Genomic DNA, 26,764 nt, shown 5'->3' with positions numbered 1-26,764 from the left:
CCTGGACTCTTTCCTAGAATAGCTTAGGTTGTAGAGGCGCGCGGCTTATCGTTTACCCGTTCACCCGCCGCCGCTACCGAGTGCAATCTCGCGCGGTCGATCGCCGCACCGAATCATGGCAAGCATCCAAGGAGACTCCCGCATGTCCTCGCCCGATCAAGTCCAAGCAAGCACCGAGGTCGCCGACGACGCGGCGCTGGAAACCAAAGAATGGCTCGACGCCTTGGCGGCCGTGCTCGAGCGCGAAGGCCCGCAGCGCGCGCATGACCTGATCGAGGGTCTGGTCGACCTGGCGCGCCGTTCCGGCGCCCACATTCCGTTTTCGCCCAACACGGCCTACGTCAACACCATCCCGCCGGGGCTGGAACCGCCGCATCCCGGCAATCTGGTGCTGGAAGAGCGCATCCGCTCTTATATACGCTGGAACGCCATGGCCATGGTGGTCAAGGCCAATAATCACCATCCCGACGACGGCGGCAGCCTGGGCGGCCACATCGCTTCCTTCGCCTCGCTGGCCACCATGATCGAATGCGGCCAGAACCACTTCTGGCACGCTGAAACCGCCGAGCACGGCGGCGACCTGATCTACTTCCAGGGCCATTCCTCGCCCGGCATGTACGGCCGCGCCTATCTTGAAGGCAATCTTACCGACGAGCAGCTTGACAATTTCCGCCAGGAAGTGGGCGGCAAGGGCTTGTCTTCGTATCCGCACCCGAAGCTGATGCCCGACTTCTGGCAGTTTCCCACGGTGTCCATGGGCCTGGGGCCGCTGATGGCCATTTATCAGGCGCGCTTTCTCAAATACCTGCATGCGCGCGGCCTGGCCGACACCAGCAAGCGCAAGGTCTGGGTATTCTGCGGCGACGGCGAAATGGACGAGCCCGAATCGCTCGGCGCCATCAGCCTGGCCGCGCGTGAAAAGCTCGACAACCTCATCTTCGTCATCAACTGCAATCTGCAGCGCCTGGACGGCCCGGTGCGCGGCAACGGCAAGATCATCCAGGAACTCGAAGGCGACTTCCGCGGCAGCGGCTGGAACGTCATCAAGCTGATCTGGGGCGGCTACTGGGATCCGCTGCTGGCGCACGACAAAGAAGGCATTCTGCGCCGCGTCATGGAAGAAACCGTCGACGGCGAATACCAGGCCTGCAAGGCCAATGACGGCGCCTATGTGCGCGAATTCTTCTTCGGCAAGGATCCCCGGCTGCTGGAAATGGTCAGCCGCATGAGCGACGAAGACATCTGGCGCCTGAACCGCGGCGGCCATGACCCGCACAAGGTGTATGCGGCCTTCGACGCGGCCTCGCACCACAAAGGGCAGCCCACCGTGATCCTGGCCAAGACCATCAAGGGCTACGGCATGGGGCAGGTCGGCCAGGCCAAGAACCCGACCCACCAGCAGAAGAAGCTCAATGTGGAATCGGTGCGCGAGTTCCGCGACCGCTTCAATATTCCCATACCCGACGACAAGATCGACGAAATCCCGTACTTCCGTCCGGCTGCGGATTCGCCCGAAATGAAGTACCTGCACGAACGCCGTGCGGCCCTGGGCGGCTATCTGCCGCACCGCCGCCGGCGCGCCGACGAACAGCTGCAGGCGCCCAAGCTGGAAGCCTTCAAGGCGGTGCTCGAGCCCACCGCCGAGGGGCGCGAAATCTCCACCACGCAGGCTTTCGTGCGCGTGCTCAATCAGATCCTGCGCGACAAAGAACTGGCGCCGCGCGTGGTGCCCATCCTGTCCGACGAGTCGCGCACCTTCGGCATGGAAGGCCTGTTCCGCCAGATCGGCATCTATGCGCCTGAAGGGCAGAAGTACACGCCGGTCGACAAAGACCAGGTGATGTACTACCGCGAGACGGCCGACGGCCAGCTGCTGCAGGAAGGCATCAACGAAGCGGGCGCGTTCAGTTCCTGGATGGCGGCGGCCACGTCGTATTCCACGAACAACCGCATCATGATCCCGTTCTACATCTATTACTCGATGTTCGGGTTCCAGCGCGTCGGCGATCTGGCCTGGGCGGCCGGCGACATGCAGGCGCGCGGCTTCCTGCTGGGCGGCACGGCCGGGCGCACCACCCTGAACGGCGAGGGCCTGCAGCACGAAGACGGCCACAGCCACATCCAGGCTTCGCTGATCCCGAACTGCGTGGCCTACGATCCGGCCTTTGCCCACGAGCTGGCCGTCATCATGCAGGACGGCCTGCGGCGCATGATCCAGAACCAGGAAAACGTCTACTACTACATTACCGTCATGAACGAGAACTATCCCCAGCCGGGCCTGACCCCCGGCGACGAAGAGGGCATAGTGCGCGGCATGTACAAATTCAAGTCCGTCGGCAAGGGCAAGCTGCGGGTGCAGCTCATGGGCTCGGGCACCATCCTGCGCGAAGTCCTCGAGGCCCAGACCCTGCTGCAGGACGACTGGGGCGTGGGCTCCGACGTCTGGAGCGTCACCAGCTTCACCGAGCTGCGCCGCGACGGCATCGACTGCGAGCGCCACCAGACGCTCAACCCGCTCGACGACGAGGCGCCGCAGCCCTACGTCACGCGCCAGCTGCAGAACACCAAGGGGCCCATCGTGGTCTCCACCGACTACATCAAGGCCTTCGGCGACCAGATCCGGCCGTACATACCCAAGGGCCGCGGCTTCAAGGTGCTGGGCACCGACGGTTTCGGCCGCTCCGACTTCCGCTACAGGCTGCGCGAGCACTTCGAGATCAACCGCCATTTCGTGGTGGTGGCGGCGCTCAAGGCGCTGGCCGACGAAGGCGCGGTGCCGCTGAAGAAGGTTGCCGAGGCGATCAAGAAATACGGCATCGACGTCAACAAAGCCAACCCGCAACACGCCTGAGGAACAGGGGGAGATCCACATGAGCGACGTGATTGAAGTCAAGGTTCCCGATATAGGCGATTTCAGCGAGGTCGAGATCATCGAGCTGCTGGTCGGCGCCGGAGACACGGTCAAGGCCGAGCAAAGCCTGATCACGGTGGAGTCCGACAAGGCCTCCATGGAAATACCCTCGTCCGCGGCGGGCGTGGTCAAGGCCGTCAAGGTGAAAGTGGGCGACAAGGTCAGCGAAGGCTCGGTGATACTCGAGCTCGAAGCCGCGGCGGGGTCGGCCGAGCCTGCGCCGGCTGCCAAACCCGAGCCGGCAGCCGCGGCGGCACCTGCGCCAGCGCAGGCAGCGGCTCCTGCGGCGGCGGCTCCGTCCCCGGCTCCCGCACCGGCTCCGGCCGCTGCGCCCGCGGCCGCGCCGGCCGCCGCCATGGCCTCCGCGCCGGTGCAGCACACCTCGCCCACGGCCTCGTATCCCGAAGCCGATGCCTCCGGCAAGAACCTGCCGCATGCTTCGCCTTCGGTGCGCAAGTTCGCCCGCGAGCTGGGCGTCGATCTGCGTCAGGTGCAGGGCTCCGGCGCCAAACAGCGCATTACGCAGGACGACGTGCGCAATTTCGTCAAGCAGGCGCTGGCGGGCGGCGCGGCCGCCGCCGCGCCCGGCGCCGTTGCCGCGGGCGGCCTGAGCGTGCTGCCCTGGCCCAAGGTCGACTTCACCAAGTTCGGCCCGGTCGAGGCCAAGCCGCTGTCGCGCATCAAGAAGATCTCGGGCGCGAACCTGCACCGCAACTGGGTGATGATCCCGCACGTCACCAACAACGAAGCCGCCGACATCACCGAGCTGGAAGCGCTGCGCGTCCAGCTCAACAAAGAGAACCAGAAGGCCGGCATCAAGGTCACCATGCTGGCGTTCCTGATCAAGGCGGTAGTGGCGGCGCTGAAGAAGTTCCCCGAGTTCAACGCCTCGCTCGACGGCGACGAACTGATCCTGAAGCAGTACTACCACATCGGCTTCGCCGCCGACACGCCCAACGGCCTGGTGGTGCCGGTGATCCGCGACGCCGACCGCAAGGGCGTGCTCGAACTCGCCACCGAAACCTCCGAGCTGGCGCGCCAGGCGCGCGACGGCAAGCTGTCGCCGGCGCAGATGCAGGGCGGGTGCTTCTCGATTTCGTCCCTGGGCGGCATCGGCGGCACGACGTTCACGCCCATCATCAACGCCCCCGAAGTGGCGATCCTCGGGGTTTCGCGCTCGTCGCACCAGCCGGTGTGGGACGGCCAGGCATTCCAGCCGCGGCTCATGCTGCCGCTGTCGCTGTCCTACGACCACCGGGTGATCGACGGCGCTGCTGCAGCGCGCTTCAACGCCTACCTGGCCGGGCTGCTGGCCGACTTCCGCCGCATCATCCTCTAGGAGCCGCGCATGAGCACACAAAACATAACCGTGCCCGATATCGGCGACTTCTCCGAGGTGGAAATCATCGAGGTGCTGGTGGCCGTTGGCGATACCATCAAGCCCGAGCAGAGCCTGATCACCGTCGAGTCCGACAAGGCCTCGATGGAGATCCCGGCCTCGCAGGGCGGGGTGGTGCGCGAACTCCTGATCAAGGTGGGCGACAAGGTCTCCAAGGGCTCGGTGATCCTGACGGTCGAGGCCGCCGGGCAGGCGGCCGAGGCCGCGGCAGACAAGCCGGCCAAGGCCAGCGAGCCTGCGGCGCAGCAGCCCGCCAAGGCAGCCGCTGCGGCCCCGGCCGCCGCGCCCGCGGCCGCAAGCTACACCGGCAGCGCTGACGTAGAATGCGACGTGCTGGTGCTGGGCGCCGGCCCCGGCGGCTATTCCGCCGCGTTCCGCGCGGCCGATCTGGGCCTGAACGTAGTCCTGGTCGAACGCTACCCGACCCTGGGCGGGGTCTGCCTGAACGTCGGCTGCATTCCTTCCAAGGCGCTGCTGCATACGGTATCGGTCATCGAAGAAGCCAAGTCGCTGGCCTCGCACGGCGTGTCCTTCGCCGAGCCGCAGGTCGACCTGGACAAGCTGCGCGGCTTCAAGGACGGCGTGGTGGCCAAGCTTACCGGCGGCCTGGCCGGCATGGCCAAGGCGCGCAAGGTCAAGGTGCTTACCGGCGACGGCCAGTTCGCCGATCCGCAGCACCTGGCCGTCACGGCCGAAGGCAAGACACAGACCGTGCGCTTCAAGTCCGCCATCATCGCCGCTGGCAGCGAATCGGTGAAGCTGCCCTTCCTGCCGCAGGACGAGCGCATCGTCGATTCGACCGGCGCGCTGAAACTGGCCTCGATCCCCAAGAAGATGCTGATCGTCGGCGGCGGCATCATCGGCCTGGAAATGGGCACGGTGTATTCGGCCCTGGGCGCGCGCCTGGACGTGGTGGAAATGCTCTCCGGGCTGATGCAGGGCGCCGACCGCGACCTGGTCAAGGTCTGGGAAAAAATGAACGCCGGGCGCTTCGACCACATCATGCTCAACACCAAGACGGTGGGGGCCGAGGCGCGTGACGACGGCATCTGGGTCAGCTTCGAGGGCGCCAAGGCGCCCAAAGAAGCGCAGCGCTACGACCTGGTGCTGCAGGCCGTAGGGCGCAGGCCCAACGGCGCCAGGATCTCGGCCGACAAGGCCGGGGTGCAGGTCGACGAGCGCGGCTTCATCGCAGTCGACAAGCAGATGCGCACCAATGTGCCGCACATCTACGCCATCGGCGACATCGTCGGCCAGCCCATGCTGGCGCACAAGGCCGTGCATGAGGCCCACGTCGCGGCCGAGGTCATAGCCGGGCAGAAGAGCTACTTCGACGCGCGCGTGATTCCGGCGGTGGCCTACACCGATCCCGAAGTCGCCTGGGTGGGCCTGACCGAGGAAGAAGCCAAGAAAGAAGGCATAGCCGTCGAGAAGGGCCTGTTCCCGTGGCAGGCCTCGGGACGTGCCATCGCCAACGGACGCGACGAAGGCTTCACCAAGCTGCTGTTCAGCGCCGAAACCCATCGCATCGTGGGCGGCGGCATCGTCGGCACCCACGCCGGCGACCTGATCGGCGAAATTGCCTTGGCCATAGAGATGGGCGCCGATGCCGTCGATATCGGCAAGACCATCCACCCGCACCCGACGCTGGGTGAATCCATAGGCATGGCGGCCGAAGTGGCCGAAGGCAGCTGCACCGACCTGCCGCCCGCGCGGCGCAAGTAGCGCGGCTGTAGGGCCAGCAGTAGGGCCGGCAGTCCAGGCGCGCCCCGGGGACTCCGTGCCCCGGGGCGCGTTTTGCTTTCCTGCGGACGGCCGGAAATGTTCTGGGCGGGGCTGCGGACAGGCTCGCACCGCCCGCCGCCACGCTTTATCCCTGAGTGCCCCGCGGTGAAGCAAGACCGCCGGGGCGCGCTGAGCTACACTTGCGTCTGTCTTCCTCGGCTCGCCCCAGACCCGCATTTTTTGCGCGCCCGCGTGGCCGCGCCGCGGCCTTTCTCTTCCGAACCCGATTCATGTCCCTGCCCAAACCCACCGCCGCAGCCACTCTGCAGGAATGGCTCGCCTATCTGGAATCCCTGCATCGCAAACCCATAGAACTCGGCCTGGAGCGCGTCCGCGCCGTCGCCGAGCGGCTCGAACTGCGCCTGCCTTGCGTGAAGATCACGGTGGGCGGCACCAATGGCAAAGGCTCGACCTGCGCCATGCTGGAAGCCATCTTGCAGGCGGCCGGCTACCGCGTCGGCATGTATACCTCGCCGCATCTGATCGATTTCAACGAGCGTATCCGCGTCGATGGCGAGAACGCCGACGACGCCGCCATCATCGCGCAGTTCGATCGCATTGAAAATGGCCGCGGCGAGATTTCCCTGAGCTATTTCGAATACACGACACTGGCGGCGCTGCTGCTGTTCGAGCAGCGCGAGGTGGACATCGCCGTACTGGAAGTCGGGCTGGGAGGCAGGCTCGACGCCGTCAATCTGATCGACGCCGACTGCTCCATCGTCACCAGCGTCGACCTCGATCATACCGAGTGGCTGGGCGACACGCGCGAAAAAATCGGCTACGAAAAAGCGCATATCTTCCGCTCCGGCCGTCCCGCCATCTGCGCCGACCCCATGCCGCCGCAGAGCCTGGTCGATTATGCGCGCGACATAGGCGCCGACCTGTGGCGCTTCGGCAAGGATTTCAACTATTCCGGCGACCGCCAGCAATGGGCCTACGGCGGGCGCTCGCGGCGCCGTGCCGGCCTGGCCTACCCGGCGCTGCGCGGCGCCAACCAGTTGCTCAACGCCAGTGCCGCGCTGGCCGCGCTCGAGGCCCTGGAAGATCGGCTGGTGGTGCCGCAACAGGCCGTGCGCCTGGGGCTGTCCCAGGCTGTGCTGCCCGGCCGCCTGCAGATCCTGCCGGGGCGGCCCACCGTAGTGCTGGACGTGGCGCACAATCCGCACGCCGCCTCGGCTCTGGCGCAGAATCTGGGCGGCATGGCGTATTACCCCTACACCCATGCGGTGGTGGGCATGCTCAAGGACAAGGACATTGCCGGCGTGCTGTCCAAGTTCCTTACCCGCGTCGATCACTGGTATTTCGCCACCATCGACGGCCCGCGCGGCGCCACCGGCGAACAACTGGCCGAAATCATGCGCGGCCTGCTGCCGCCCCAGGGCGATGACCCGGTGACTGTTTCAAGTTTTGCAAATCCGGTGCTCGCCTTTGCTGCGGCGCGTGAACGCGCGACCGAGGGTGATAGAATTCTCGTGTTCGGCTCCTTTTCCACGGTCGGCCCGGTGCTGCAGGAGCTTGGACGCTGATCAATGTTCACGCGGGCAGGCGCACAGCCTGTCCATAAAGGTTGCCGCCCATGGGATTGTTTTCTCGCAGCGAATCCGCCGCCGCGCCCCGCCGCCCCGTAACGCGAACCTCCAGCGAAGCTCTGGCACAGGAAATGCGCGGCCGTGCCCGCCGGCGCCTGATCGGTGCCTTGGTGCTGGTGCTTGCCGCCGTCATCATCGTGCCCATGCTGCTGGATTCCACGCCCGCGCCCAAGCAGGCCAATGCGCCGCTGGCGGTGCCGGCGGTGGTGCCTCCGGCCTCCAGCCAGGGCGGCGCCGCAACCGGTTCCGGCTTGCAGCCTTCCGACGGCACCACGGTTGCAGCCGCCACCCCTGAAGCCGGTGCGCCGGCCGCGGGCACGGTAGAGCAGGGCGGTGCCGCGCAGGCGCCCGCCGACACGGCGCCCGGCCCGGTCGATGACGCGCCGCCCGCCGCCAAACCCGAACCGCCCGTGGCTCGCGAAGACGCCAGCCGGGCCAAGCCGCCGGCGCGCCCCGAAGCGCACTCGGCTGCCAAGCCCAAACCCGAGGCCAAGCCCGAGCCGCGCCATGAAACCCGCGCCAAGAAGGGCGACTCCGAACCGCGCACCGACGACGGTTCCGTGGCCATCGCGCTGCTCGAGGGCCGCAAACCCGCCCAGAGCGCGCCCGCGCCCGCGGCACACGGCAATTTCGTGCTGCAGATCGCTTCTTACACGGCCGACAAAGACGCCCAGAGCCGGCGCGAAAAGCTGGTGGCGGCCGGGGTCACCAACGCCTATGTCCAGACGGGTACGGTCAACGGCAAGCCCACCTACCGGCTGCGTGTCGGGCCTTTCCCCACGCGCGATGCCGCCCAGGCAGCACAGGCGCGCCTGCGCGCCCTGGGCTACGACAACGGCTTCATTTCCAGTAAGTGACCAGCTTCGACTACATAGTGCTCGGCATCCTCGTGGTGTCGGCATTTTTGGGGCTGCTGCGCGGGCTCGTCAAAGAGATTCTGTCGCTGATCGCTTATATGGCGGCCTTCGTGGCCGCCATCTGGTGGGGGCCGCGGGTTACACTGTGGCTCGGCCCCTATCTGGAAAATGAACTCTTGCGTACCGCCGCCGCCTATGGGGCGGTATTTATTGTGGTGCTGCTGCTGCTCGGCCTGCTCAACGTGACCCTCGACACTCTGATACGCAAGACCGGGCTGACGCCGGCCGACCACGGCCTGGGCGCGCTGTTCGGGCTGCTGCGCGGCTTGCTGATCGTGCTCATATTGGTGGCGGCCGCCGGCTATACCGAATTGCCCAAAGAACCCTGGTGGCGCGACGCGCGGCTGGCGCCCGCCGCCGTGCGCGGGGTGCAGCAGGCCAAGCTGCTGCTGCCGCCTTCGCTGGCCTCGTGGCTGCCGTATTGATCGTCTACAGATCGTCTACACAGGAAACCGGAACAAATGTGCGGAATCGTTGGGGTTGCAGGCTGCAGCCCCGTCAACCAGTTGATCTACGACAGCCTGCTGCTGCTGCAGCATCGCGGCCAGGACGCCGCCGGCATCGCCACGTCGTTCGACAATTTCTTCAATATGTACAAGGCCCACGGCCTGGTGCGCGATGTCTTCCGCACGCGCAATATGCGCTCGCTGCCCGGGTTCAGCGGCCTGGGCCAAGTGCGCTATCCCACCGCGGGCTCCAGCGACAGTGTCGAAGAGGCCCAGCCTTTCTACGTCAACGCGCCGTTCGGCATCACCTTCGTGCACAACGGCAACCTCACCAACTGGCGCGAACTGCGCGAAGAGCTTTTCAAGATCGACCGGCGCCACATCAACACCAATTCCGACTCCGAAGTGCTGCTCAACGTCTTCGCCCACGAGCTGCAGCTGGCCGCCAATGGCGTGTCCCTGGACGAGAACGCGGTGTTCGGGGCGGTAGAGGCCGTGCACCGCCGCGCCAAGGGCGCCTACGCCGTCATCGCCCAGATCGCCCACTACGGCATGGTGGCGTTCCGCGATCCCCACGGCATCCGCCCGCTGTGCCTGGGCTCCCAGGAAACCGACGAGGGCGTGGAATGGATGCTGGCCTCTGAATCGGTGGCATTGGCCGGCTGCGGCTTCAACTTCGTGCGCGACGTCGAGCCCGGCGAGGCCATCTGGATCGATCTCGACGGCAAGCTCGCCAGCCGGCAATGCGCGCCGGCCGGCACGCTGTTCACGCCCTGCGTCTTCGAATACGTGTATTTCGCCCGCCCCGACTCGCTGATGAATGGCGTCTCGGTGTATGACGCGCGCCTGAACATGGGCGAGTACCTGGCCGACAATGTGGCCCGCAGCCTGCGGCTGGGCGACATCGACGTGGTCATGCCCATCCCCGATTCGTCGCGTCCGGCGGCGATGCAGCTGGCGGCGCGCCTGAACCTGAATTATCGCGAAGGCTTCATCAAGAACCGCTATGTGGGCCGCACCTTCATCATGCCCGGCCAGGCGGTGCGCAAGAAGTCGGTGCGCCAGAAGCTCAATGCCATCGATATGGAGTTCCGCGGCAAGAACGTGCTGCTGGTCGACGACTCCATCGTGCGCGGCACCACCAGCCGCGAAATCGTCGACATGGCGCGCGCCGCCGGCGCGCACAAAGTGTTCTTCGCCTCGGCCGCGCCGCCGGTGCGCTTTCCCAACGTGTACGGCATCGACATGCCCACGCAGTCGGAGCTCATCGCCTACGGCCGCGAGCCCGAGGAAGTGGCGCGGGAAATCGGCGCCGACGGCCTGGTCTATCAGTCCCTGGCGGATCTCGAGCAGTCGATCCGCGACCTGAACCCGGCGCTTACGGGCTTCGAGTCGTCCTGCTTCAATGGCCAGTACATCACGGGCGACATCGATGCCGCCTACCTCGACCGCCTGAGCCGCACGCGCGGCGAGGCTAAGGCCGAAAAAGCCGCGCGCGCCGCCGCCGGCGACGACGACGCCTGATACGTTGCCGCCCGGATAGCGGGCGCGGCTTGCGGCGGTTCGATCAGGCGCGGCGCGGGCGCGCCAGCGCCCGCAGCGCAGCCAGGGTCAGCAGCACGAACAGGATCAGGCTCCAGATGGCGTATTCGACCCCCAGTACCTTGACGCGCGCGTCGGCGCACGACGCGAATATGCCGAACAGCCAGGGCAGGTGGGCGTCCAGGCCCAGGCCCACCATGAATTTGTCGGCGAAAGTGCGGTCGCAAGAGAACATGTTCGAAGCCACACTGTACTGGTACCAGGCCGACATGACTCCGCATATGCCCAGGGCCGCCGCCGCCACCGTGGCCAGCGTCTCGGCCGGGCGCCAGCGGCGCAGCAGCAGGCCCAGCCAGCAGCAGACGGCGATTGCCAGGTAGATCAGGCGCTGCATCACGCACCAGGCGCATGGGCGCATGCCGAATACGTGCTGCGAAACCAGGGCCGCGCACACGGCCAGTATGCTGAGCAGCGCAATGCCGTGCAGCAGCTTGGAAGAGGGTTGGTTCATCGGGACGGCTAGTGATAGGAAATGGGAACGGGCGCGATGGGAACCGGCGCCCTGTCGGGGCCGGGCGGCCCGTGGAAGCTCAAATCATACACTGCCCGGGCAGGCAGGCCTGCGGCGCTGCCGCCGCGCTTCGGCCATGTCGGCGAGCTTGCCGCGCAGCCTGGCGCGGTCAAGCGCCGCCGCAGCCGCCGCGATCAGGCCCCTGATTCGTCCAGCGTGGACAGCAGCGCACGCTCGAAGCGCAGCTGCAGGCGCGGGTGCCCCAGGGCGCTGCCGGCGATGATGAAGACGTCTTCCACGCGGTCGCCCAGGGTCATGACCTTGGCCATCTTGAGGTTGATGCCGTGCTCGGCAAAGACCTGCGCCAGCGCGTACAGCAGCCCCGGCCGGTCGGAGGCGGTAATGGACAGGCGCCACGAGGTGCTGTTCTCGTCGGGCTGCAGCTCGATGTTGGGCACGATGGGAAACACGCGGGCGCGCCGCGAGCCGGCGCGCCGCGGCGGCGCTGCGGCGTGGCGCAGGGGCGCGGCGCCGGCGAGCAGCTCGGGCAGCTCGTGCTCGATCAGTGCGGCCTGCGAGCGGAAATCTTTTTCGTGCGCGGGCGGCAGCACCACGAAACTGTCCAGCGCCCAGCCGTGGCGCGTGGTGTGGATGCGGGCGTCCTGCACGCTGAGTGCGCGCCGCTCGAAGTAGCCGCAAATGGTCACGAACAGGTCTTGGGCGTCGCGCGTATAAACCATGAGCTGCAAGCCTTCGCTGCTGCCGGCGATGCGTGCCTTGACGACGGGTTCGGGGCTGTTGGCGCGGTAGTACAGGTGGCGCGTATGCCAGGCGATCTCGGAGGCTTCGTGGCGCAGGAAATAGGCCACGTCGAGTTCGCTCCAGAAGGCCTCGCGGCTTTCGTCGCGCAGCCCCATGCGGCGGATTTCGGCGGCGGCGGCTTCTTTGCGCTGGCTGAGCACGGTGCGGGTATCGGGCTGCGAGCCTCCCAGCGCCAGCAAGGTCTGGCGGTACAGGTCTTCCAGCAGCTTGCCTTTCCAGGAGTTCCACACCTTGGGGCTGGTGCCGCGGATGTCGGCCACCGTCAGCAGGTAGAGCGTGGTCAGGCGGCGCTCGTCGCCCACGATGGCGGCGAATTCGCGCACCACCTGGGGGTCGCTCAGGTCGCGCTTCTGCGCGTAGGCCGACATGGTCAGGTGCTCGCGCACCAGGAATTCCACCAGCGCGGTGTCCTGCTCGTCCAGCCCGTGCTCGATGCAGAAGCGGTAGGCGTCGCGGGCGCCGAGTTCGGAGTGATGGCCGCCGCGGCCCTTGGCGATGTCGTGGAACAGCGCCGCGACGTACAGCAGCCAGTGGCGCTGCACCCCGGCCATGAGCTGGCTGGCCAAGGGATATTCCTGGGCATGCTCGGGCATGGTGAAGCGGCGCAGATTGCGGATCACCATCAAGATGTGCTGATCCACCGTGTAGGCGTGAAACAGGTCGTGCTGCATCTGGCCGACGATGCGGCGGAACACCGGCAGGTAGCGCGGCAGGATGTTCAGCATGGTCATGCGCCGCAGCGCGTGCACGATGCCGCGCGGCTGCTGCAGGATCTGCAGGAACAGCCGGCGATTGACGGGGTTCTTGCGGAACTGCGCGTCGATGCGGCGCCGCGCATGCCACATGGCGCGCAGCGTATGCGCCGACAGGCCGCTCAGTTCGGGCCGTTCCTGCATCACCAGGAAGGCGCGCAGCAGCATGGTGGGCTTGCGCTCGAAGCCGTCCTCGCGGCAGAGCTCCAGGCGGTTCTGCACCATGCAGAAATCATCGTCGATGCGGTGCACCGGCGCATCGGGCTGCGGGAACAGGCGCTCTTCGAAGGTCTGCATCAGGATGGTGTTGAGCTGGTTCACCACCCGCGCCGCCCAGTAGTAGCGCTGCATCAGGATCTCACTGGGACGGCGCGTTTTGGTTGCCGTGAAGCCGTAGATCGCGGCCAGCGCCGGCTGCAGGTCGAATAGCACCCGGTCTTCGCGCCGGCCGCAAAGCAGGTGCAGCTCGATGCGCAGGCGCTTGAAGGCCAGGTCGGCCTTGCGCAGCGAGCGGTACTCCGCCGCGGTCAGCAGCTGGGCGCGGGCGATTTCCTTCCAGGTATGCCCCAGGCCGGCGGCCTGGGCCAGCCAGAGAATAACCTGCAGGTCGCGCAGGCCACCCGGCGCCTCTTTGCAATTGGGCTCCAGCGCATAGGGCGTGTCCTGGTGGCGCGCATGGCGCTGCTGCATCTCGGCGCGTTTGGCCTGGAAAAAGGTCTGCGCGTCCATTTGTTCCGTCATGGCGTGCGTCAGGGCCTGCAGCAGTTCCTTGCTGCCGGCCAGCCAGCGCGCCTCCATGAGTGCGGTCTCGACCGTGATGTCGCCGGCCGCCTCGCGCCGGCAGTCTTCGATGGTGCGCACGCTGTGCCCGAGATCCAGCCCCAGATCCCACAGCGCGGCCACCAGCGCCTCGAGCAGGCGCGTATCGGCCTGGCCCGGAGGGTCGCGCAGCAATATCAGGACGTCGACGTCCGAATACGGGTAGAGTTCGCCGCGCCCGTAGCCGCCGACGGCCACCAGGCTGGCATGGGCCGGCAGCGGATGCAGCTTGATCGCTTCGCGCACCGCCTGGTCGGTGGCGCGCCGCAGCGCCGTCAGCAGCAGTTCAGGCCGCAGGTGGATGCGGAACTGGTCGATGGCCTCGCGGCGCTTGCGCTGCAGGTTTTCGCGCAACAGCGCCAGCAGGGAGGACGAGGAAGCCCGCATGAGCCACGCGGCCTTGTGCTTCAGTGGGCGGCGGCCGGATTGATGAAGGCGGGAGGAGGGGGCATGCCGTCGGACACGGTGAGCACCTCGTAGCCGTCGTCGGTGACCAGGATGCTGTGCTCCCATTGGGCCGATAGGCTATGGTCGCGGGTCACGACCGTCCAGCCGTCGGCGAGCTGGCGGATGTCCTTGCGCCCGGCGTTGATCATGGGTTCGATGGTGAAAATCATGCCGGGCACCAGCTTCACGCCGGTGCCGGCCTTGCCGTAGTGCAGGACTTGGGGATCCTGGTGGAACTTGCGGCCCACCCCGTGGCCGCAATATTCGCGCACCACCGAGAAACCCTTGCCCTCGGCGTATTTCTGGATGGCCTGGCCGACGTCGCCCAGGGTGGCGCCGGGCCGCACCTGCTGTATGCCCAGCCACATGCATTCATAGGTGATCTCGGTCAGGCGGCGCGCCAGAATGGAGGGCTCGCCGACGTAGTACATGCGGCTGGTATCGCCGAACCAGCCGTCCTTGATGATGGTGACGTCGATGTTCATGATGTCGCCATTCTTGAGCACCTTGTCGCCCGGGATGCCGTGGCAGATTACGTGGTTGACCGAGGTGCAGATCGAGCCCGGAAAGGGCGGATAGCCCGGCGGCGCGTAGCCGACGGTGGCCGATTCGACCTTCAGTTCGTTGGTCAGGTAGTCCATGCACAGGCGGTCGAGTTCGCCGGTGGTGATGCCGGCGCGCACGTGCGGCGTGAGGAAATCGAGGATTTTGGCCGCATCCCGGCAGGCGGCGCGCATTTTGTTCAGGTCTTCGGGATCGGTAACGATACTGCTCATGGGAAGGCGGCTTGAAGGATGATCGAAAAAGATAGTAGAATTATAGGCTTTCTTTTTGCTGGCTTAGGCTTTGATTGTGCTGCTTAGGCATTGATCGGTGCTTTGATTGGTCTTTAATCTGGCCTTTGATGCTTGGCTTCATGCGGGCAAAAACTGCGGGCAGAAGCTTGCAGGCAAAAGCTGCAGGCAAAAATGCGGGCAAAAACGTAGGTAAAAAGTAAAGTAAATGCTGCAGGCAAGTAGTTGCTGTGCTGGCCATTGGTGCCAGTAGCTGCTACAGCCTAACGCAGCCAAACCAGCCGTGGGATTCAATGCAAATTTTGGCGTTGATTCGCGGCAAATCGCGCGCCTGGCCGTCCGGGGTGTTGGGTCATTGTACCAATCCCGGCCTGGCGCAAGACTCAACCCTAGGAGAATACTATGTCTTTGATGCGTGAAATGCTGGAAGCGGGCGTGCACTTCGGTCACCAGACTCGTTACTGGAACCCCAGGATGGCCCCCTATATCTTCGGCCAGCGCAACAAAATCCATATCGTCAACCTCGAGCAAACCGTTGCTAAGTTCCAGGAGGCGACCAAGTTCGTGCGCCAACTGGTGGCTCGTGGCGGCACCGTGCTGTTCGTCGGCACCAAGCGCGCCGCGCGCGAGCTGGTGGCGGCCGAGGCGCAGCGCTGCGGCATGCCCTACGTGGACAACCGCTGGCTCGGCGGCATGATGACCAATTTCAAGACGGTCAAGAGCTCGGTCAAGCGCCTGAAGGAAATGGAAGCCGCGCAGGCCGAGGGCGCCACCGAACGCATGAGTAAGAAAGAAGCACTCATGTTCGAACGCGAACTGGCCAAGCTCAACAAGGCGATCGGCGGCATCAAGGACATGAACACGCTGCCCGACGCCCTGTTCGTGATTGACGTGGGCTACCACAAGATCGCCGTTGCCGAGGCGCGCACCCTGGGCATCCCCGTGGTCGCCGTGGTCGACACCAACCACTCTCCCGAAGGCATCGCGCACGTGATCCCGGGCAACGACGACTCGGCCAAGGCCATTGCGCTGTACGCGCGCGGCATTGCCGACGCCGTGCTGGAAGGCCGCGAGCAGAACCTGAACGGCCTGGTGGAAGAAATCGCCGAAGGCAGCGAAGAGTTCGTCGAAGTCGACGAAGAGCGCGAGTAAACGCATCCGGCCGGGCCTGCCCGGTATGACGCCGGCCGCGTTGCACGCGGCCCGGCTCCCCATGTGTTTATGCCCCGGCCCGTCCGGGGCGCGCAATTATTGAACAGGAGAATCGAATTGGCTCAAATTACCGCAACCATGGTCAAGGAACTGCGCGAGAAGACTGACGCGCCCATGATGGAATGCAAGAAGGCGCTGACCGAGGCCGAAGGCGATATGGCCCGTGCCGAGGAACTGCTGCGCGTGAAGCTGGGCAACAAGGCCAGCAAGGCGGCCAGCCGCATCACGGCCGAAGGCCTAGTGGGCCTGTACATTTCGGCCGATGCCAAGCAGGGTGCGCTGGTCGAAGTCAACTGCGAAACCGACTTCGTCGCCAAGAACGACGACTTCATCGGCTTCGTCAACCAGCTGGCCGAGCTGGTGGCCAAGAATGACCCGGCCGACCTGGCCGCCTTGAACGCGCTGCCGCTGGGCGAGGGCAAGGTCGAGAGCACCCGCGCCGCGCTGGTGGGCAAGATCGGCGAGAACATCTCGGTGCGCCGCTTCCAGCGCTATGCCACCGACCAGCAGCTGGCCAGCTACGTGCATGGCGGCAAGATCGGTGTGATGGTCGAATTCAGCGGCCCCGCCGAGCTCGGCAAAGACCTGGCGATGCATATCGCCGCCACCAAGCCCCGCGCGCTGGATGCCGGCGGCGTGGCACAGGCCGACATCGACGCCGAACGCTCGGTGGCCGAGCAGAAGGCCGCCGAATCGGGCAAGCCCGCCGAGATCGTCGTCAAGATGGTCGAGGGCTCGGTGCAGAAATTCCTGAAGGAAGTCACATTGCTGAACCAGCCGTTCGTCAAGAACGACAAGCAGACCGTGGCCCAGGTGCTCAAGGAAAAGAACGCCGCGGTCAGCCGCTACGCGCTGTACGTGGTGGGCGAGGGCATCGAGAAGAAGGTCGAGGATTTCGCCGCCGAAGTGGCCGCGGCAGCAGCCGGCAACGCCTGAGGCCTGCGTCTGCCACTGGGGCCGGTTCGGTGAACAGGCCCCTAGGTTCGCGCCGGGCCGGCAGGTGTGACCGCCGGCGCGCGGGCCTCTGCCCGCGGCGGTGCGCTGACACGCGCGCCGACTCTGGCTTACACTTTCGTTGGTTCGAATTTCCGGGGTGCTATCAATGACAACCAGATCGTACAAGCGCGTGCTGCTCAAGCTGTCGGGCGAGGCGCTGATGGGAGACGATGCTTTCGGCATCAACCGTGCGACCATCCTGCGCATGACCGAAGAAATCGCCGAAGTCGCCGCGCTGGGAGTCGAACTGGCCATCGTCATTGGCGGGGGCAACATCTTCCGCGGCGTGGCGCCTGGGGCGCAGGGCATGGATCGCGCCACCGCCGACTACATGGGCATGATGGCCACGGTCATGAATTCGCTGGCCCTGCAGGACGCCCTGAAGCACCGCGGTGTCGATACCCGGGTGCAGTCCGCCCTGGACATCGACCAGGTGGTCGAGCCGTATATCCGGCCCAAGGCGCTGCGCTACCTGGAAGAGGGCAAGGTGGTGGTGTTCGCGGCCGGCACGGGCAACCCGTTCTTCACCACCGACACCGCGGCGGCGCTGCGTGGCGCCGAGATCGGCGCCGAGATCGTGCTCAAGGCCACCAAGGTCGACGGCATCTACAGCGCCGACCCCAACAAAGACCCGGGTGCGACCCGTTACGCCCGCATCAGTTTCGACGAAGCCATCGTGCGCAGGCTCGAGGTCATGGATGCGACCGCCTTCGCCCTGTGCCGCGACCAGAAACTGCCCATCAAGGTGTTTTCCATCAACAAACCCGGGGCGCTCAAGCGTGTCGTCGGCGGTGAAGACGAAGGCACCCTGGTTCACGTTTGAGTTCGAGTAAGGAATTGCAATGAGTCTTGCAGAGATCAAGAAATCGGCCGAATCGCGCATGACCAAGTCGCTGGAAACGCTCAAGGTCAATCTGTCCAAGATCCGCACCGGCCGCGCGCACGCCGGCATTCTCGACCACGTTACCGTCGACTACTACGGCTCGCCGGTTCCGGTCAGCCAGGTGGCCAACGTGAACCTGATCGACGCCCGCACGATCAACGTGCAGCCCTGGGAAAAGAAGATGGTGGCCATCGTCGAGAAGGCCATACGCGATTCCGACCTGGGCCTGAATCCGCAGTCCATGGGCGAGACCATCCGCGTGCCCATGCCGGCGCTCACCGAAGAGCGCCGCCGCGACCTGACCAAGGTGGTGCGCGGCGAGGGCGAAGACGCCAAGATCGCCGTGCGCAATCTGCGCCGCGAGGCCAATGAAGGCCTCAAGCGGCTGGTCAAGGACAAGGAAATTTCCGAAGACGACGAGCGTCGCGCCCAGGACGAAGTGCAGAAGCTGACCGACCGCAACGTGGCCGAGATCGACAAGCTCGTCGCGCAGAAAGAAGCCGAAATCATGACGGTCTGACGACCGCCTGTGCCCGGCCTGCCAGCATGGTGACAAGCTCTACATTGTCTATACCGTCCGATGTTTCGGTGCCACGCCACGTGGCAGTGATCATGGACGGCAACGGCCGTTGGGCCACGAAGCGTTTCCTGCCCCGCACTGCGGGCCATGCGCGCGGCGTGCAGGCGGTGCGCCGCGTACTGGAAGCCTGCGGCCAGCGCGGCGTGGAATACCTGACCTTGTTCGCCTTCAGTTCCGAGAACTGGCGCCGGCCCGAAGAAGAAGTGTCGCTGCTGATGCGGCTGTTCATCCAGACTCTGGAAAAAGAAGTCGACAAGCTCGAGCGCCAGGGCGTGCGGCTGCGCGTCGTGGGCGACCTGTCGGCCTTCGAGCCCAAGCTGCAGGGGCTGATCCACGCCGCCGAGCGGCGCACCGAGGCCAATTCCACGCTGAACCTGACGATCGCCGCCAACTACGGCGGGCGCTGGGACATACTGCAGGCCATGCAGGCGCTGCTGCGCGCCCGCCCCGAGCTGGCCGCCAGGCCGGAAGCGATCGACGAAGCCTTGTATGCCCAGTACCTTTCCATGGCCTGGGCCCCCGAGCCCGATCTGTTCATCCGCACCGGCGGCGAGCAGCGCATCTCGAATTTCCTGATCTGGCAGCTGGCCTATACCGAACTTTATTTCACCGACGGCTATTGGCCCGATTTCGACGCCAAAGAACTCGACGCGGCCTTCGAATGGTACCGTGGCCGCGAACGCCGTTTCGGGCGCACCAGCGCCCAGGTTTCCACGGACGCCTGAGGGGCACGGCCATGCTCAAGCAACGTATTGTCACCGCGATCGTTCTGCTGGCGGTGTTGCTGGGCGCCTTGCTGGCATCCAGCCCCTGGCCGCTGGTGCTGCTGCTGACCCTGGCGGCGGCCTGCCTGCTGTGGGAATGGCTGCGGCTCAGTTGGCCCGGCGCGGGCGGCCGCGCCGGTGTGGCGCTGGGCGTTTTGCTGGCCGTGGTTCTGTGCCTCGTGGCCCGGCAGTGGCTGGGCGGCACGCCCGCGGCCTGGGCGCAGGCCCTGCTGCAGGTATCTAACCGCTGGCTGGTGCCGCTGGTGTCCGCGGCCTGGGTGCTGGGTGCCACCGCCATGGTGCTGCGCGGCGACGTCACTGCGCGCGGCGGCAGCGCCTGCCTGAGTGTATTCGGCCTGCTGGCGGTAGTCGCGGTCTGGAGCGCGCTGGTGCAGATGTTCCTCGCGCACGGAGCCTGGTTCCTGGTGTCGCTGCTGGCGCTGATCTGGTGCGCCGACATCGCCGCCTATTTCGCCGGGCGGGCCTGGGGCAGGCGCAAGCTCGCGCCCAGGGTCAGCCCGGGCAAGACCTGGGAAGGCGCGATCGCCGGCGTCGTCGTCGCCACCGCGTGGGTCATGGCCAGCGCCTGGTGGCCGGGCAGCTTCGGCGCGGCGCTGCTGCAGCGCATGCCCTGGTGGGCGGCCGTACTGGCCGCCGCCGCGCTGGCCGCGCTGTCGATCGTCGGTGACCTGTTCGAGTCCTTGTTGAAGCGGCGTGCCGGCCTGAAGGATTCCAGCGCTCTGCTGCCCGGCCACGGCGGCGTGTATGACCGCATCGACGCCTTGCTGCCTGTGGCTCCCATCGCGCTGCTGCTGACGGGAGCCTCGATTTTATGAATACACAGCGTATCTGCATACTCGGCTCGACCGGCTCGATCGGCGTCAATACCCTGGACGTGATCGCGCGCCATCCCGATACCCTGTCGGTGTATGCCCTCAGCGCGCACAGCCGCATCGAACGCCTGGCCGAGCAGGCCCGGGCCAGCGGCGCCCAGGTCGTGATCGTGCCCGACGATGCCGCGCGGCGCCGCTTCGAGCAGGCCTGGCCGGCCGGCCGGCCATTGCCGGAAATCCGCCTTGGGGCGCAGTCTCTGGCAGACACTGCCGCCGACCCGCAGGTCACCACCGTCATGGCCGCCATCGTCGGCGCCGCGGGCCTGCCGGCGGCACTGGCGGCGGCGCGGGCCGGCAAACGCCTGCTGCTGGCCAACAAAGAGGCGCTGGTGGCGGCCGGCGGCCTGTTCATGGCGGCGGTGCGCGAGCACGGCGCCGAGCTGCTGCCCATAGACAGCGAGCACAATGCCATTTTCCAGTGCATGCCGGCGGGGTACCGCAGCAGCGTCTCGCAACAGCCCGCGGCGGGCGTGCGGCGCCTGCTGCTGACCGCCTCCGGCGGCCCGTTTCGCACCACCGATCTGGCGCTGCTGGACTCGGTCACGCCCGATCAGGCCTGCGCGCATCCCAACTGGAGCATGGGGCGCAAGATTTCCGTCGATTCGGCCACCATGCTCAACAAGGGGTTGGAGGTCATCGAGGCCCATTGGCTGTTCGCCATGCCGGTGGATCGCATACAGGTGGTGATCCACCCGCAGAGCATGGTGCATTCCATGGTCGAATATGACGACGGCTCGATCCTGGCGCAGCTGGGCCAGCCCGACATGCGCACCCCGATCGCCTATGGCCTGGGTTTCCCGCAGCGCATAGACAGCGGGGTGGGGCTGCTGTCCCTGGCGGCGCTGGGGCGGCTCGATTTCGAAGAGCCGGATTTCCTGCGTTTTCCCTGCCTGCGCCTGGCCTACGAGGCCATGCGCGCCGGGCAGGGCGCCTGCGTCGCGCTGAACGCCGCCAACGAGGTCGCCGTGGCGCGCTTCCTGTCGGGCGCGCTGGGCTATACCCGGATCCCGCGCATCATCGAAGGCTGCCTGGAACGCATGGCGGGCCGCGGCGGCGCTGCCCTGGACAGCCTGGAGGCCGTGCTGGCGCTGGACGGCGAGGCGCGCCGCGCCGCGGCCGACCTGTGCATGTAAAATGACGCTCACCACCCGGCACGCGGCGCGAACCTGCGTCCGGCCGCCCCGGGAGGCCACTGGATCGCCATGCTTTTCACTTTGCTTGCCTTCGTCGTTGCGCTCGGAATACTGATCACTTTCCACGAGCTGGGCCATTATTGGGTTGCACGGCGCTGCGGCGTCAAGGTGCTGCGCTTTTCCGTGGGCTTCGGCAAGGTGATGGCCAGCCGCGTCGACCGCAATGGCACGCAATGGGCGTTGTCGGCCATTCCGCTGGGCGGCTACGTGAAAATGCTGGACGACCCCGTGGCCGGCGGCGACCCGGCGCTAAATGCCCAGGCCTTCAACAGCAAATCCGTGGCGCAGCGCTTCGCCATCGTGCTGGCCGGCCCCGTGGCCAATCTGTTGCTGGCCGTCATCTTGTACGCCATGCTTGGCCTGGCGGGCACGCGCGAGCCGGCCGCGGTTCTGGCTGCACCGCCGGCGCATAGCCCGGCGGCCGTGGCCGGCCTGGCGCAGCGCGACCGCATCGAAAGCGTCGACGGCGCCCCGGTGCGCTCGTGGACCGAGGTGCGCTGGCACTTGCTGGACGTATTGGCGGTCGGCGGCCGCGTCGAACTGGCCGTGCTCTCCCCCGATGGCCGGCGCCAGACGCACGTACTCACGCTGCCCGCGGCCAGCGGCTCCACCACCGACCTCGACCCCATGGAGCAGGCCGGCCTGTCCTTGGCCGCACCCCGGCCCCTGGTTTCCGAGGTGACGGCGGACAGCCCCGGCGCGGCGGCCGGCCTGCATGCCGGCGACGTCGTGCTGGCCGTGGGCGGCCAGGTAGATCCGTCCCCCAATACTATGGTGCATGCCATTCAGGCGCACGCCGGACAGCCCTTGGCCCTGGCCGTGCGGCGCGACGGCGCCGTGCGCAATCTGACGGTTACGCCGCAGGCTGCCAAATCGGCCGACGGCAAGAGCATCGGCCGCATCGGCGTGATGCTCAGCGGCGAACTACCCATGGTGACGGTGCGCTACGGTTTGGTGCAGAGCCTGCAGCGCGGCCTGCAGCGCACCTTCGATACCGCGTGGCTGTCGCTGAAGATGATGGGGCGCATGGTGGTGGGGAAGGTGTCGCTAAGCAATATCAGCGGCCCGGTCACCATCGCCGACTACGCCGGCCAAACGGCGCGGGTGGGCCTGGCCGCCTATCTCGGCTTCCTGGCGCTCATCAGTGTTAGCATCGGCATTTTGAACCTGCTGCCCATCCCCTTGCTGGACGGTGGCCACTTGATGTATTACGTGCTGGAAATCGTACGCGGCAAGCCGGTGCCGGAAAGCTGGCTGGAAACAGGCCAGAAAGTCGGGCTGGGGCTGCTCGGCGCTCTGATGGTGTTGGCGTTTTTCAACGACTTCTCCCGCCTTTTCAGCTAAGGGCCTTGTGCCGTACAATCCTTCACCATTTGATCGACCAAGGATCTTCCAGAATGTCGCCACGCCGCAAAACCTTCTTCACCAAGCGCGCTCTGCCCGCATTGCTGGCGGCATTGCTGGCCCCTGGTGCGGCCTACGCATTTTCCCCGTTCGTGGTGCGCGATATCCGGGTCAACGGCATCCAGCGCGTCGACGTGGGCACGGTGTTCAGCTACCTGCCGGTCAAGGTCGGCCAGGAATTCAGCGAGGCCAAGGCCAGCGAGGCCATCCAGCGGCTGTACGCCTCGGGCCTGTTCAACGACGTGAAAATCGACGAGCAGGGCGATGTGCTGGTGGTGTCGGTAAAAGAACGGCCCACCATCGCTTCGGTGTCGTTCAACGGCATGCGCGAGTTCGACTCCAAGAAAATGATCCAGTCGCTCAGCCAGGTCGGCTTCGGCGAAGGCCGCGTGTTCGACCAGTCGCTGCTGGATCGCGCGGTGTTCGAGCTCAAGCAGCAGTATTTGTCCAAGGGCAAGTACGGGGTCGAGATCAACCCCATCATCACGCCGCTGGAGCGTAACCGGGTCGGCGTCAATTTCGACATCTTCGAAGGCGACGTGGCCAAGATCCGCCAGATCACCATCGTCGGCAACAAGACTTATTCCGAAGGCACGCTGCTCGACGAACTGCAACTGACCACGCCGGGCATGATGACGTGGTATACGGGTACCGACAAATATTCGCGCGAGAAGCTCGAGGGCGACGTCGAACGCCTGCGTTCCTATTACCTCGACCGCGGCTACCTCGAATATTCGGCCGAGCCACCGCAAGTCTCGATCTCGCCCGACCGCAAGAGCATCTACATCACCTTCACCATCCACGAAGGGCGCCCGTACAAGCTCAGCAGCGTGAAGCTGGCCGGCAACCTGCTGGGTCTGGACGACAAGATCCAGAAACTGGTGCAAGTCAAGGCCGGCGAGACCTTCTCAGCGGCCAAGACCAACGCCACCGCCAAGGCGATCACCGATTATCTGGGCGGCCTGGGCTATGCCTTCGCCAACGTCAACCCCAACCCGGTGCTCGACCGCGATAAGCACGAGGCGGCGCTTACCTTCTATATCGACCCGGGCCGCCGCGTCTATGTGCGGCGCATCCAGATCGGCGGCAACACGCGCACCCGCGACGAGGTCGTGCGCCGCGAAATGCGCCAGCAGGAAGCCGCCTGGTACGATGCCAACAGCATCAAGACTTCGCGCGACCGCATCGACCGCCTGGGCTACTTCAACGATATCCAGATTCACACCGCGCCGGTGGCGGGCTCGCCCGACCAGGTCGATCTCAACGTCGACGTCAAGGAAAAGCCCACCGGCCTGATCAACGTCGGCGTGGGCTACGGTACCACCGACAAGCTGATGCTCTCGGCCGGCATCAGCCAGGACAACGCCTTCGGCAGCGGCAATACGCTGTCCCTGCAGGTCAATACCAGCGCCATCAACCGCACTGCGGTGGTGTCGCACACCAATCCGTACTGGACCAAGGACGGCATCAGCAAGACGACCTCGCTGTACTACCGCCGCACCACGCCTTACGAAACCAGCTACACCGACGGCACCTACGCGGTGACCGCGATCGGCGCCGGCCTGAACTTCGGCGTGCCCATCTCCGAATTCGACCGTGTGTTCGCCGGGGTCAGCTTCGAGCGCAACACCATCGACCTGATGGACAACCCGCCGGCGGCCTACCAGGATTTCGTCAACACCTTCGGCAAGAGCACCAACGCCGCCATCTTCAACCTGGGCTGGTCCAAGGACACCCGCGACAGCGCGCTGGCGCCCACCAAGGGCAATTACACCAAGCTGTCGGGCAATTTCTCGACCCTCGACCTGAAGTACTACATGCTCAGCGCCCAGGAACAGTACTACATGCCGCTGGGGCGCAGCTTCACGCTGGCCTTCAACGGCCTGGTCGACTGGGGCAAGGCGTACGGCGGCAAGCCATTCCCCGTGATCAAGGACGTCTACGCCGGCGGTATCGGTTCGGTGCGCGGCTACGAAGGCGCCTCGCTCGGCCCCCACGACACCAACACCAACGACTACCTGGGCGGCTCGCAGCGCATCGTCGGTAATGTGCAGCTGTACCTGCCGTTCCCCGGCGCCAGCCGCGACCGCACCTTGCGCTGGTTCCTGTTCAGCGATGCCGGCAAGGTGTCCAACGGCAGCGGCGAGTGCGCGGCCGGCCCGGGCAATTCCATCGAAGATCCCTGCGGCTGGCGCTATTCTGCGGGCGTGGGTTTTTCCTGGCAGTCGCCGCTGGGCCCGTTGCAACTGTCGTATGGCCGAGCTCTGAATGCCAAGCCTGGCGACAACAAACAGGCATTCCAGTTCCAGATCGGCACCGGTTTCTGATGTGGATCGTTTAGTGGCACAATATCCTTTTTCTCTCGGCTTCCCAGGAAGGTAGAGTTTTCATGACGTCTCATATTGCATCAAAAGTTTCAGCGGTCACGCATGGTATCTGTCGCGGGCAGCGAGCCCTGGTATTGGCCGCAGCGCTCGGGGCAACCTGCGTACTGACGACGCCGGTGGTGCAAGCCCAAAGCGCCAGGGCGCAGGCTCAGGGTACCAAGATCGGCTTTGTCAGCACCGAGCGCATCCTGCGCGATTCCAAGCCGGCCAAGGCGGCCCAGGCCAAGATCGAAGCCGAGTTCAAGAGCCGCGACGCGGAATTGCAGCGTCTCGCCTCCAACCTGCGCGCCCAGGCCCAGAAGCTGGACAAAGACGCTCCCGTGCTGTCCGAGTCCGAGCGCGTCAAGCGCCAGCGCAAGCTGGCCGACATGGATTCCGACCTGCAGCGCAAGCGCCGCGAATTCCAGGAAGACTTCAACCGCCGCCGCAACGAAGAATTCTCCGCCATCGTCTCGAAGGCCGACGCGGCCATCAAGAAGATCGCCGAGTCGCAAGGCTACGACCTGATCATCCAGGACGCGGTCACGGTCAGCCCGCGTGTCGACATCACCGATCAGGTTCTGAAGGCCCTCAACTAAATGCCGGTATTGCTGCCGCCCGATCGGGCGCCCACCTTGCATGACTTGCTGGCGGCGGCAAATACCGCGGGACTGGACACCGAAATCCTCGGTGCGTCGCAGGCCGGCTCGATTCCCATAAGCGGGCTGGGCTCCTTGTCTGGCGCCGGGCCCGCCGAGATCAGTTTCCTTGCCAATCCCAAGCTGCACGAGGAATTGCTGGCCTGCAAGGCGGCGGCGGTCATCATGACGGCCGAGGCCTACCAAGAGCTTTGCACCATCCGCCAGGCGCCCGGCTACACCGTGGTGCTGTGCAGCCAACCCTATCTCATGTATGCCTTGCTGGCGCAGTGGTTCGACCGGCACCGCCTGGCCGGCCTGCCCGCCGGCATCCATCCCAGCGCGGTCATAGATCCCACGGCCCGCCTGGGGCAACAGGTCAGCGTCGGCCCGCATTGCGTCATCGAGGCGGGTGCCAGTATCGGCGATGGCACGCGGCTGGGGCCGGCCTGCATCGTCGGCGCCGGATCCCGGCTGGGCAAAGATTGCCTGCTGCATGCACGCGTCACCCTGTACCACGGCGTCGCCGTGGGCGACCGCGCCATACTCCATTCCGGGGTGGTGCTGGGCGCCGACGGCTTCGGCTTCGCCCCCGACCCGCGCCAGTCCAGCGGCGCCTGGGCCAAGATTGCGCAGATCGGCGGGGTGCGCCTGGGCGACGATGTCGAGATCGGCGCCAACACCACGGTGGATCGCGGCGCGATCGAAGACACCGTCATCGGCAATGGGGTGAAGCTCGACAACCAGATCATGGTGGCGCACAACGTGGTCATCGGCGAGCACACCGCCATGGCCGCCTGCGTCGGCATCGCCGGCTCCACCCATATCGGGCGGCGCTGCACCATAGGCGGCGCCTCGATGATCTCGGGCCACCTGGTGCTGGGCGACGATGTGCACGTTTCCGGCGGCACCGCCATCACGTCCAACGTCTCGCGGCCCGGGCGCTACACCGGCGTCTACCCCTACGACAGCCACGTGCAGTGGCAGCGCAACGCAGCGGTCGTATCGCAGCTCGCGCAGCTGCGCAAGCGCGTGCGCGCGCTCGAAAAATCAGGGCCGGCGACGCCGCAATAGTGCGGCCGCCGCGGCGGCGCCTGAAAA

The 26,764-nt window shown here is 66.0% G+C and carries 22 protein-coding genes; 18 read left to right on the top strand and 4 right to left on the bottom strand.

The window, feature by feature from the left end:
• The first annotated feature begins 142 nt into the window (after positions 1-142).
• From aceE to purF, 7 genes are all read left to right on the top strand, one after another.
• Complete coding sequence (gene aceE, locus CEY11_RS01810; RefSeq protein WP_088601656.1) at positions 143-2,851, top strand: pyruvate dehydrogenase (acetyl-transferring), homodimeric type; 2,709 nt, start codon at positions 143-145, stop codon at positions 2,849-2,851.
• Positions 2,852-2,870: 19 nt separating this feature from the next.
• Complete coding sequence (gene aceF / locus CEY11_RS01805; protein WP_088601655.1) at positions 2,871-4,250, top strand: dihydrolipoyllysine-residue acetyltransferase; 1,380 nt, start codon at positions 2,871-2,873, stop codon at positions 4,248-4,250.
• A gap of 9 nt (positions 4,251-4,259) precedes the next feature.
• Positions 4,260-6,035: a dihydrolipoyl dehydrogenase gene (gene lpdA, locus CEY11_RS01800; protein ID WP_088601654.1), complete on the top strand. Its 1,776-nt coding sequence runs from the start codon at positions 4,260-4,262 to the stop codon at positions 6,033-6,035.
• A gap of 290 nt (positions 6,036-6,325) precedes the next feature.
• Entirely contained in the window at positions 6,326-7,621 is a 1,296-nt protein-coding gene (gene folC, locus CEY11_RS01795) for a bifunctional tetrahydrofolate synthase/dihydrofolate synthase (RefSeq protein ID WP_088601653.1), read from the top strand.
• Positions 7,622-7,671: 50 nt separating this feature from the next.
• Positions 7,672-8,541, top strand: coding sequence for an SPOR domain-containing protein (locus CEY11_RS01790; protein ID WP_088601652.1), 870 nt, complete (start codon positions 7,672-7,674; stop codon positions 8,539-8,541).
• On the top strand, positions 8,538-9,026 hold the full coding sequence (locus CEY11_RS01785; protein WP_088601651.1) for a CvpA family protein: 489 nt from the start codon (positions 8,538-8,540) through the stop codon (positions 9,024-9,026). The genes CEY11_RS01790 and CEY11_RS01785 overlap by 4 nt, the downstream gene beginning before the upstream one ends.
• Before the next feature lie 36 nt (positions 9,027-9,062).
• Positions 9,063-10,571 (top strand): amidophosphoribosyltransferase, encoded by a 1,509-nt coding sequence (purF, locus tag CEY11_RS01780; RefSeq protein WP_088601650.1) that lies wholly within the window; start codon positions 9,063-9,065, stop codon positions 10,569-10,571.
• A 43-nt stretch (positions 10,572-10,614) separates the two neighbouring features.
• Here the strand turns inward: purF and CEY11_RS01775 are convergent, their stop codons facing one another.
• From CEY11_RS01775 to CEY11_RS24965, 4 genes are all read right to left on the bottom strand, one after another.
• The gene (locus CEY11_RS01775; RefSeq protein ID WP_088601649.1) at positions 10,615-11,100 is read right to left on the bottom strand and encodes a disulfide bond formation protein B; all 486 of its coding nucleotides are present in this window, start codon (positions 11,098-11,100) and stop codon (positions 10,615-10,617) included.
• Positions 11,101-11,294: 194 nt separating this feature from the next.
• On the bottom strand, positions 11,295-13,880 hold the full coding sequence (locus CEY11_RS01770; protein WP_088601648.1) for a [protein-PII] uridylyltransferase: 2,586 nt from the start codon (positions 13,878-13,880) through the stop codon (positions 11,295-11,297).
• A 20-nt stretch (positions 13,881-13,900) separates the two neighbouring features.
• Positions 13,901-14,716, bottom strand: a complete 816-nt coding sequence (gene map, locus CEY11_RS01765) for a type I methionyl aminopeptidase (RefSeq protein ID WP_088601647.1) — start codon at positions 14,714-14,716, stop codon at positions 13,901-13,903.
• A gap of 40 nt (positions 14,717-14,756) precedes the next feature.
• Entirely contained in the window at positions 14,757-14,975 is a 219-nt protein-coding gene (locus CEY11_RS24965) for a hypothetical protein (RefSeq protein WP_143322649.1), read from the bottom strand.
• A gap of 161 nt (positions 14,976-15,136) precedes the next feature.
• Between CEY11_RS24965 and rpsB the strand changes: the two genes are divergently transcribed.
• The 11 genes from rpsB to lpxD all read left to right on the top strand — a co-directional run bounded on the left by rpsB (position 15,137) and on the right by lpxD (position 26,737).
• On the top strand, positions 15,137-15,886 hold the full coding sequence (gene rpsB, locus CEY11_RS01760; protein ID WP_088601646.1) for a 30S ribosomal protein S2: 750 nt from the start codon (positions 15,137-15,139) through the stop codon (positions 15,884-15,886).
• A gap of 117 nt (positions 15,887-16,003) precedes the next feature.
• A complete protein-coding gene (gene tsf / locus CEY11_RS01755; protein ID WP_198958813.1) occupies positions 16,004-16,882 on the top strand; it encodes a translation elongation factor Ts in 879 nt (292 codons plus the stop codon).
• Positions 16,883-17,048: 166 nt separating this feature from the next.
• Positions 17,049-17,765, top strand: coding sequence for a UMP kinase (gene pyrH, locus CEY11_RS01750; RefSeq protein WP_088601644.1), 717 nt, complete (start codon positions 17,049-17,051; stop codon positions 17,763-17,765).
• Positions 17,766-17,784: 19 nt separating this feature from the next.
• A complete protein-coding gene (gene frr, locus CEY11_RS01745) occupies positions 17,785-18,345 on the top strand; it encodes a ribosome recycling factor (protein ID WP_088601643.1) in 561 nt (186 codons plus the stop codon).
• 26 nt (positions 18,346-18,371) lie between these two features.
• Positions 18,372-19,130 carry a polyprenyl diphosphate synthase gene (gene uppS, locus CEY11_RS01740; RefSeq protein WP_088601642.1) on the top strand — a complete coding sequence of 253 codons (759 nt, stop codon included), beginning with the start codon at positions 18,372-18,374 and terminating at the stop codon, positions 19,128-19,130.
• Positions 19,131-19,141: 11 nt separating this feature from the next.
• Positions 19,142-20,005, top strand: a complete 864-nt coding sequence (locus tag CEY11_RS01735) for a phosphatidate cytidylyltransferase (RefSeq protein ID WP_088601641.1) — start codon at positions 19,142-19,144, stop codon at positions 20,003-20,005.
• Positions 20,002-21,195 (top strand): 1-deoxy-D-xylulose-5-phosphate reductoisomerase, encoded by a 1,194-nt coding sequence (locus CEY11_RS01730; RefSeq protein ID WP_088601640.1) that lies wholly within the window; start codon positions 20,002-20,004, stop codon positions 21,193-21,195. The genes CEY11_RS01735 and CEY11_RS01730 overlap by 4 nt, the downstream gene beginning before the upstream one ends.
• A 69-nt stretch (positions 21,196-21,264) precedes the next feature.
• The gene (gene rseP / locus CEY11_RS01725) at positions 21,265-22,599 is read left to right on the top strand and encodes an RIP metalloprotease RseP (protein ID WP_088601639.1); all 1,335 of its coding nucleotides are present in this window, start codon (positions 21,265-21,267) and stop codon (positions 22,597-22,599) included.
• Positions 22,600-22,652: 53 nt separating this feature from the next.
• Positions 22,653-24,986 (top strand): outer membrane protein assembly factor BamA, encoded by a 2,334-nt coding sequence (gene bamA / locus CEY11_RS01720; protein ID WP_088601638.1) that lies wholly within the window; start codon positions 22,653-22,655, stop codon positions 24,984-24,986.
• A gap of 62 nt (positions 24,987-25,048) precedes the next feature.
• Positions 25,049-25,624: an OmpH family outer membrane protein gene (locus CEY11_RS01715; protein WP_088601637.1), complete on the top strand. Its 576-nt coding sequence runs from the start codon at positions 25,049-25,051 to the stop codon at positions 25,622-25,624.
• Positions 25,625-26,737 carry a UDP-3-O-(3-hydroxymyristoyl)glucosamine N-acyltransferase gene (gene lpxD, locus CEY11_RS01710; RefSeq protein ID WP_088601636.1) on the top strand — a complete coding sequence of 371 codons (1,113 nt, stop codon included), beginning with the start codon at positions 25,625-25,627 and terminating at the stop codon, positions 26,735-26,737.
• Positions 26,738-26,764 lie beyond the last annotated feature (27 nt).

Source organism: Candidimonas nitroreducens, assembly GCF_002209565.1.
Taxonomy (GTDB): domain Bacteria; phylum Pseudomonadota; class Gammaproteobacteria; order Burkholderiales; family Burkholderiaceae_B; genus Candidimonas; species Candidimonas nitroreducens.
The sequence above is the reverse complement of the archived record's forward strand: the minus strand, read 5'-3'. Positions and strand labels throughout refer to the sequence as shown.

Excerpts from the sequence above, each read along its gene's own strand:
- aceE (WP_088601656.1), top strand. The coding sequence starts at position 143 with ATGTCCTCGCCCGATCAAGTCCAAGCAAGCACCGAGGTCGCCGACGAC.
- aceF (WP_088601655.1), top strand. The coding sequence starts at position 2,871 with ATGAGCGACGTGATTGAAGTCAAGGTTCCCGATATAGGCGATTTCAGC.
- lpdA (WP_088601654.1), top strand. The coding sequence starts at position 4,260 with ATGAGCACACAAAACATAACCGTGCCCGATATCGGCGACTTCTCCGAG.
- folC (WP_088601653.1), top strand. The coding sequence starts at position 6,326 with ATGTCCCTGCCCAAACCCACCGCCGCAGCCACTCTGCAGGAATGGCTC.
- CEY11_RS01790 (WP_088601652.1), top strand. The coding sequence starts at position 7,672 with ATGGGATTGTTTTCTCGCAGCGAATCCGCCGCCGCGCCCCGCCGCCCC.
- purF (WP_088601650.1), top strand. The coding sequence starts at position 9,063 with ATGTGCGGAATCGTTGGGGTTGCAGGCTGCAGCCCCGTCAACCAGTTG.
- CEY11_RS01775 (WP_088601649.1), bottom strand. The coding sequence starts at position 11,100 with ATGAACCAACCCTCTTCCAAGCTGCTGCACGGCATTGCGCTGCTCAGC.
- CEY11_RS01770 (WP_088601648.1), bottom strand. The coding sequence starts at position 13,880 with ATGCGGGCTTCCTCGTCCTCCCTGCTGGCGCTGTTGCGCGAAAACCTG.
- map (WP_088601647.1), bottom strand. The coding sequence starts at position 14,716 with ATGAGCAGTATCGTTACCGATCCCGAAGACCTGAACAAAATGCGCGCC.
- CEY11_RS24965 (WP_143322649.1), bottom strand. The coding sequence starts at position 14,975 with ATGGCCAGCACAGCAACTACTTGCCTGCAGCATTTACTTTACTTTTTA.
- rpsB (WP_088601646.1), top strand. The coding sequence starts at position 15,137 with ATGTCTTTGATGCGTGAAATGCTGGAAGCGGGCGTGCACTTCGGTCAC.
- pyrH (WP_088601644.1), top strand. The coding sequence starts at position 17,049 with ATGACAACCAGATCGTACAAGCGCGTGCTGCTCAAGCTGTCGGGCGAG.
- frr (WP_088601643.1), top strand. The coding sequence starts at position 17,785 with ATGAGTCTTGCAGAGATCAAGAAATCGGCCGAATCGCGCATGACCAAG.
- uppS (WP_088601642.1), top strand. The coding sequence starts at position 18,372 with ATGGTGACAAGCTCTACATTGTCTATACCGTCCGATGTTTCGGTGCCA.
- CEY11_RS01735 (WP_088601641.1), top strand. The coding sequence starts at position 19,142 with ATGCTCAAGCAACGTATTGTCACCGCGATCGTTCTGCTGGCGGTGTTG.
- CEY11_RS01730 (WP_088601640.1), top strand. The coding sequence starts at position 20,002 with ATGAATACACAGCGTATCTGCATACTCGGCTCGACCGGCTCGATCGGC.
- rseP (WP_088601639.1), top strand. The coding sequence starts at position 21,265 with ATGCTTTTCACTTTGCTTGCCTTCGTCGTTGCGCTCGGAATACTGATC.
- bamA (WP_088601638.1), top strand. The coding sequence starts at position 22,653 with ATGTCGCCACGCCGCAAAACCTTCTTCACCAAGCGCGCTCTGCCCGCA.
- CEY11_RS01715 (WP_088601637.1), top strand. The coding sequence starts at position 25,049 with ATGACGTCTCATATTGCATCAAAAGTTTCAGCGGTCACGCATGGTATC.
- lpxD (WP_088601636.1), top strand. The coding sequence starts at position 25,625 with ATGCCGGTATTGCTGCCGCCCGATCGGGCGCCCACCTTGCATGACTTG.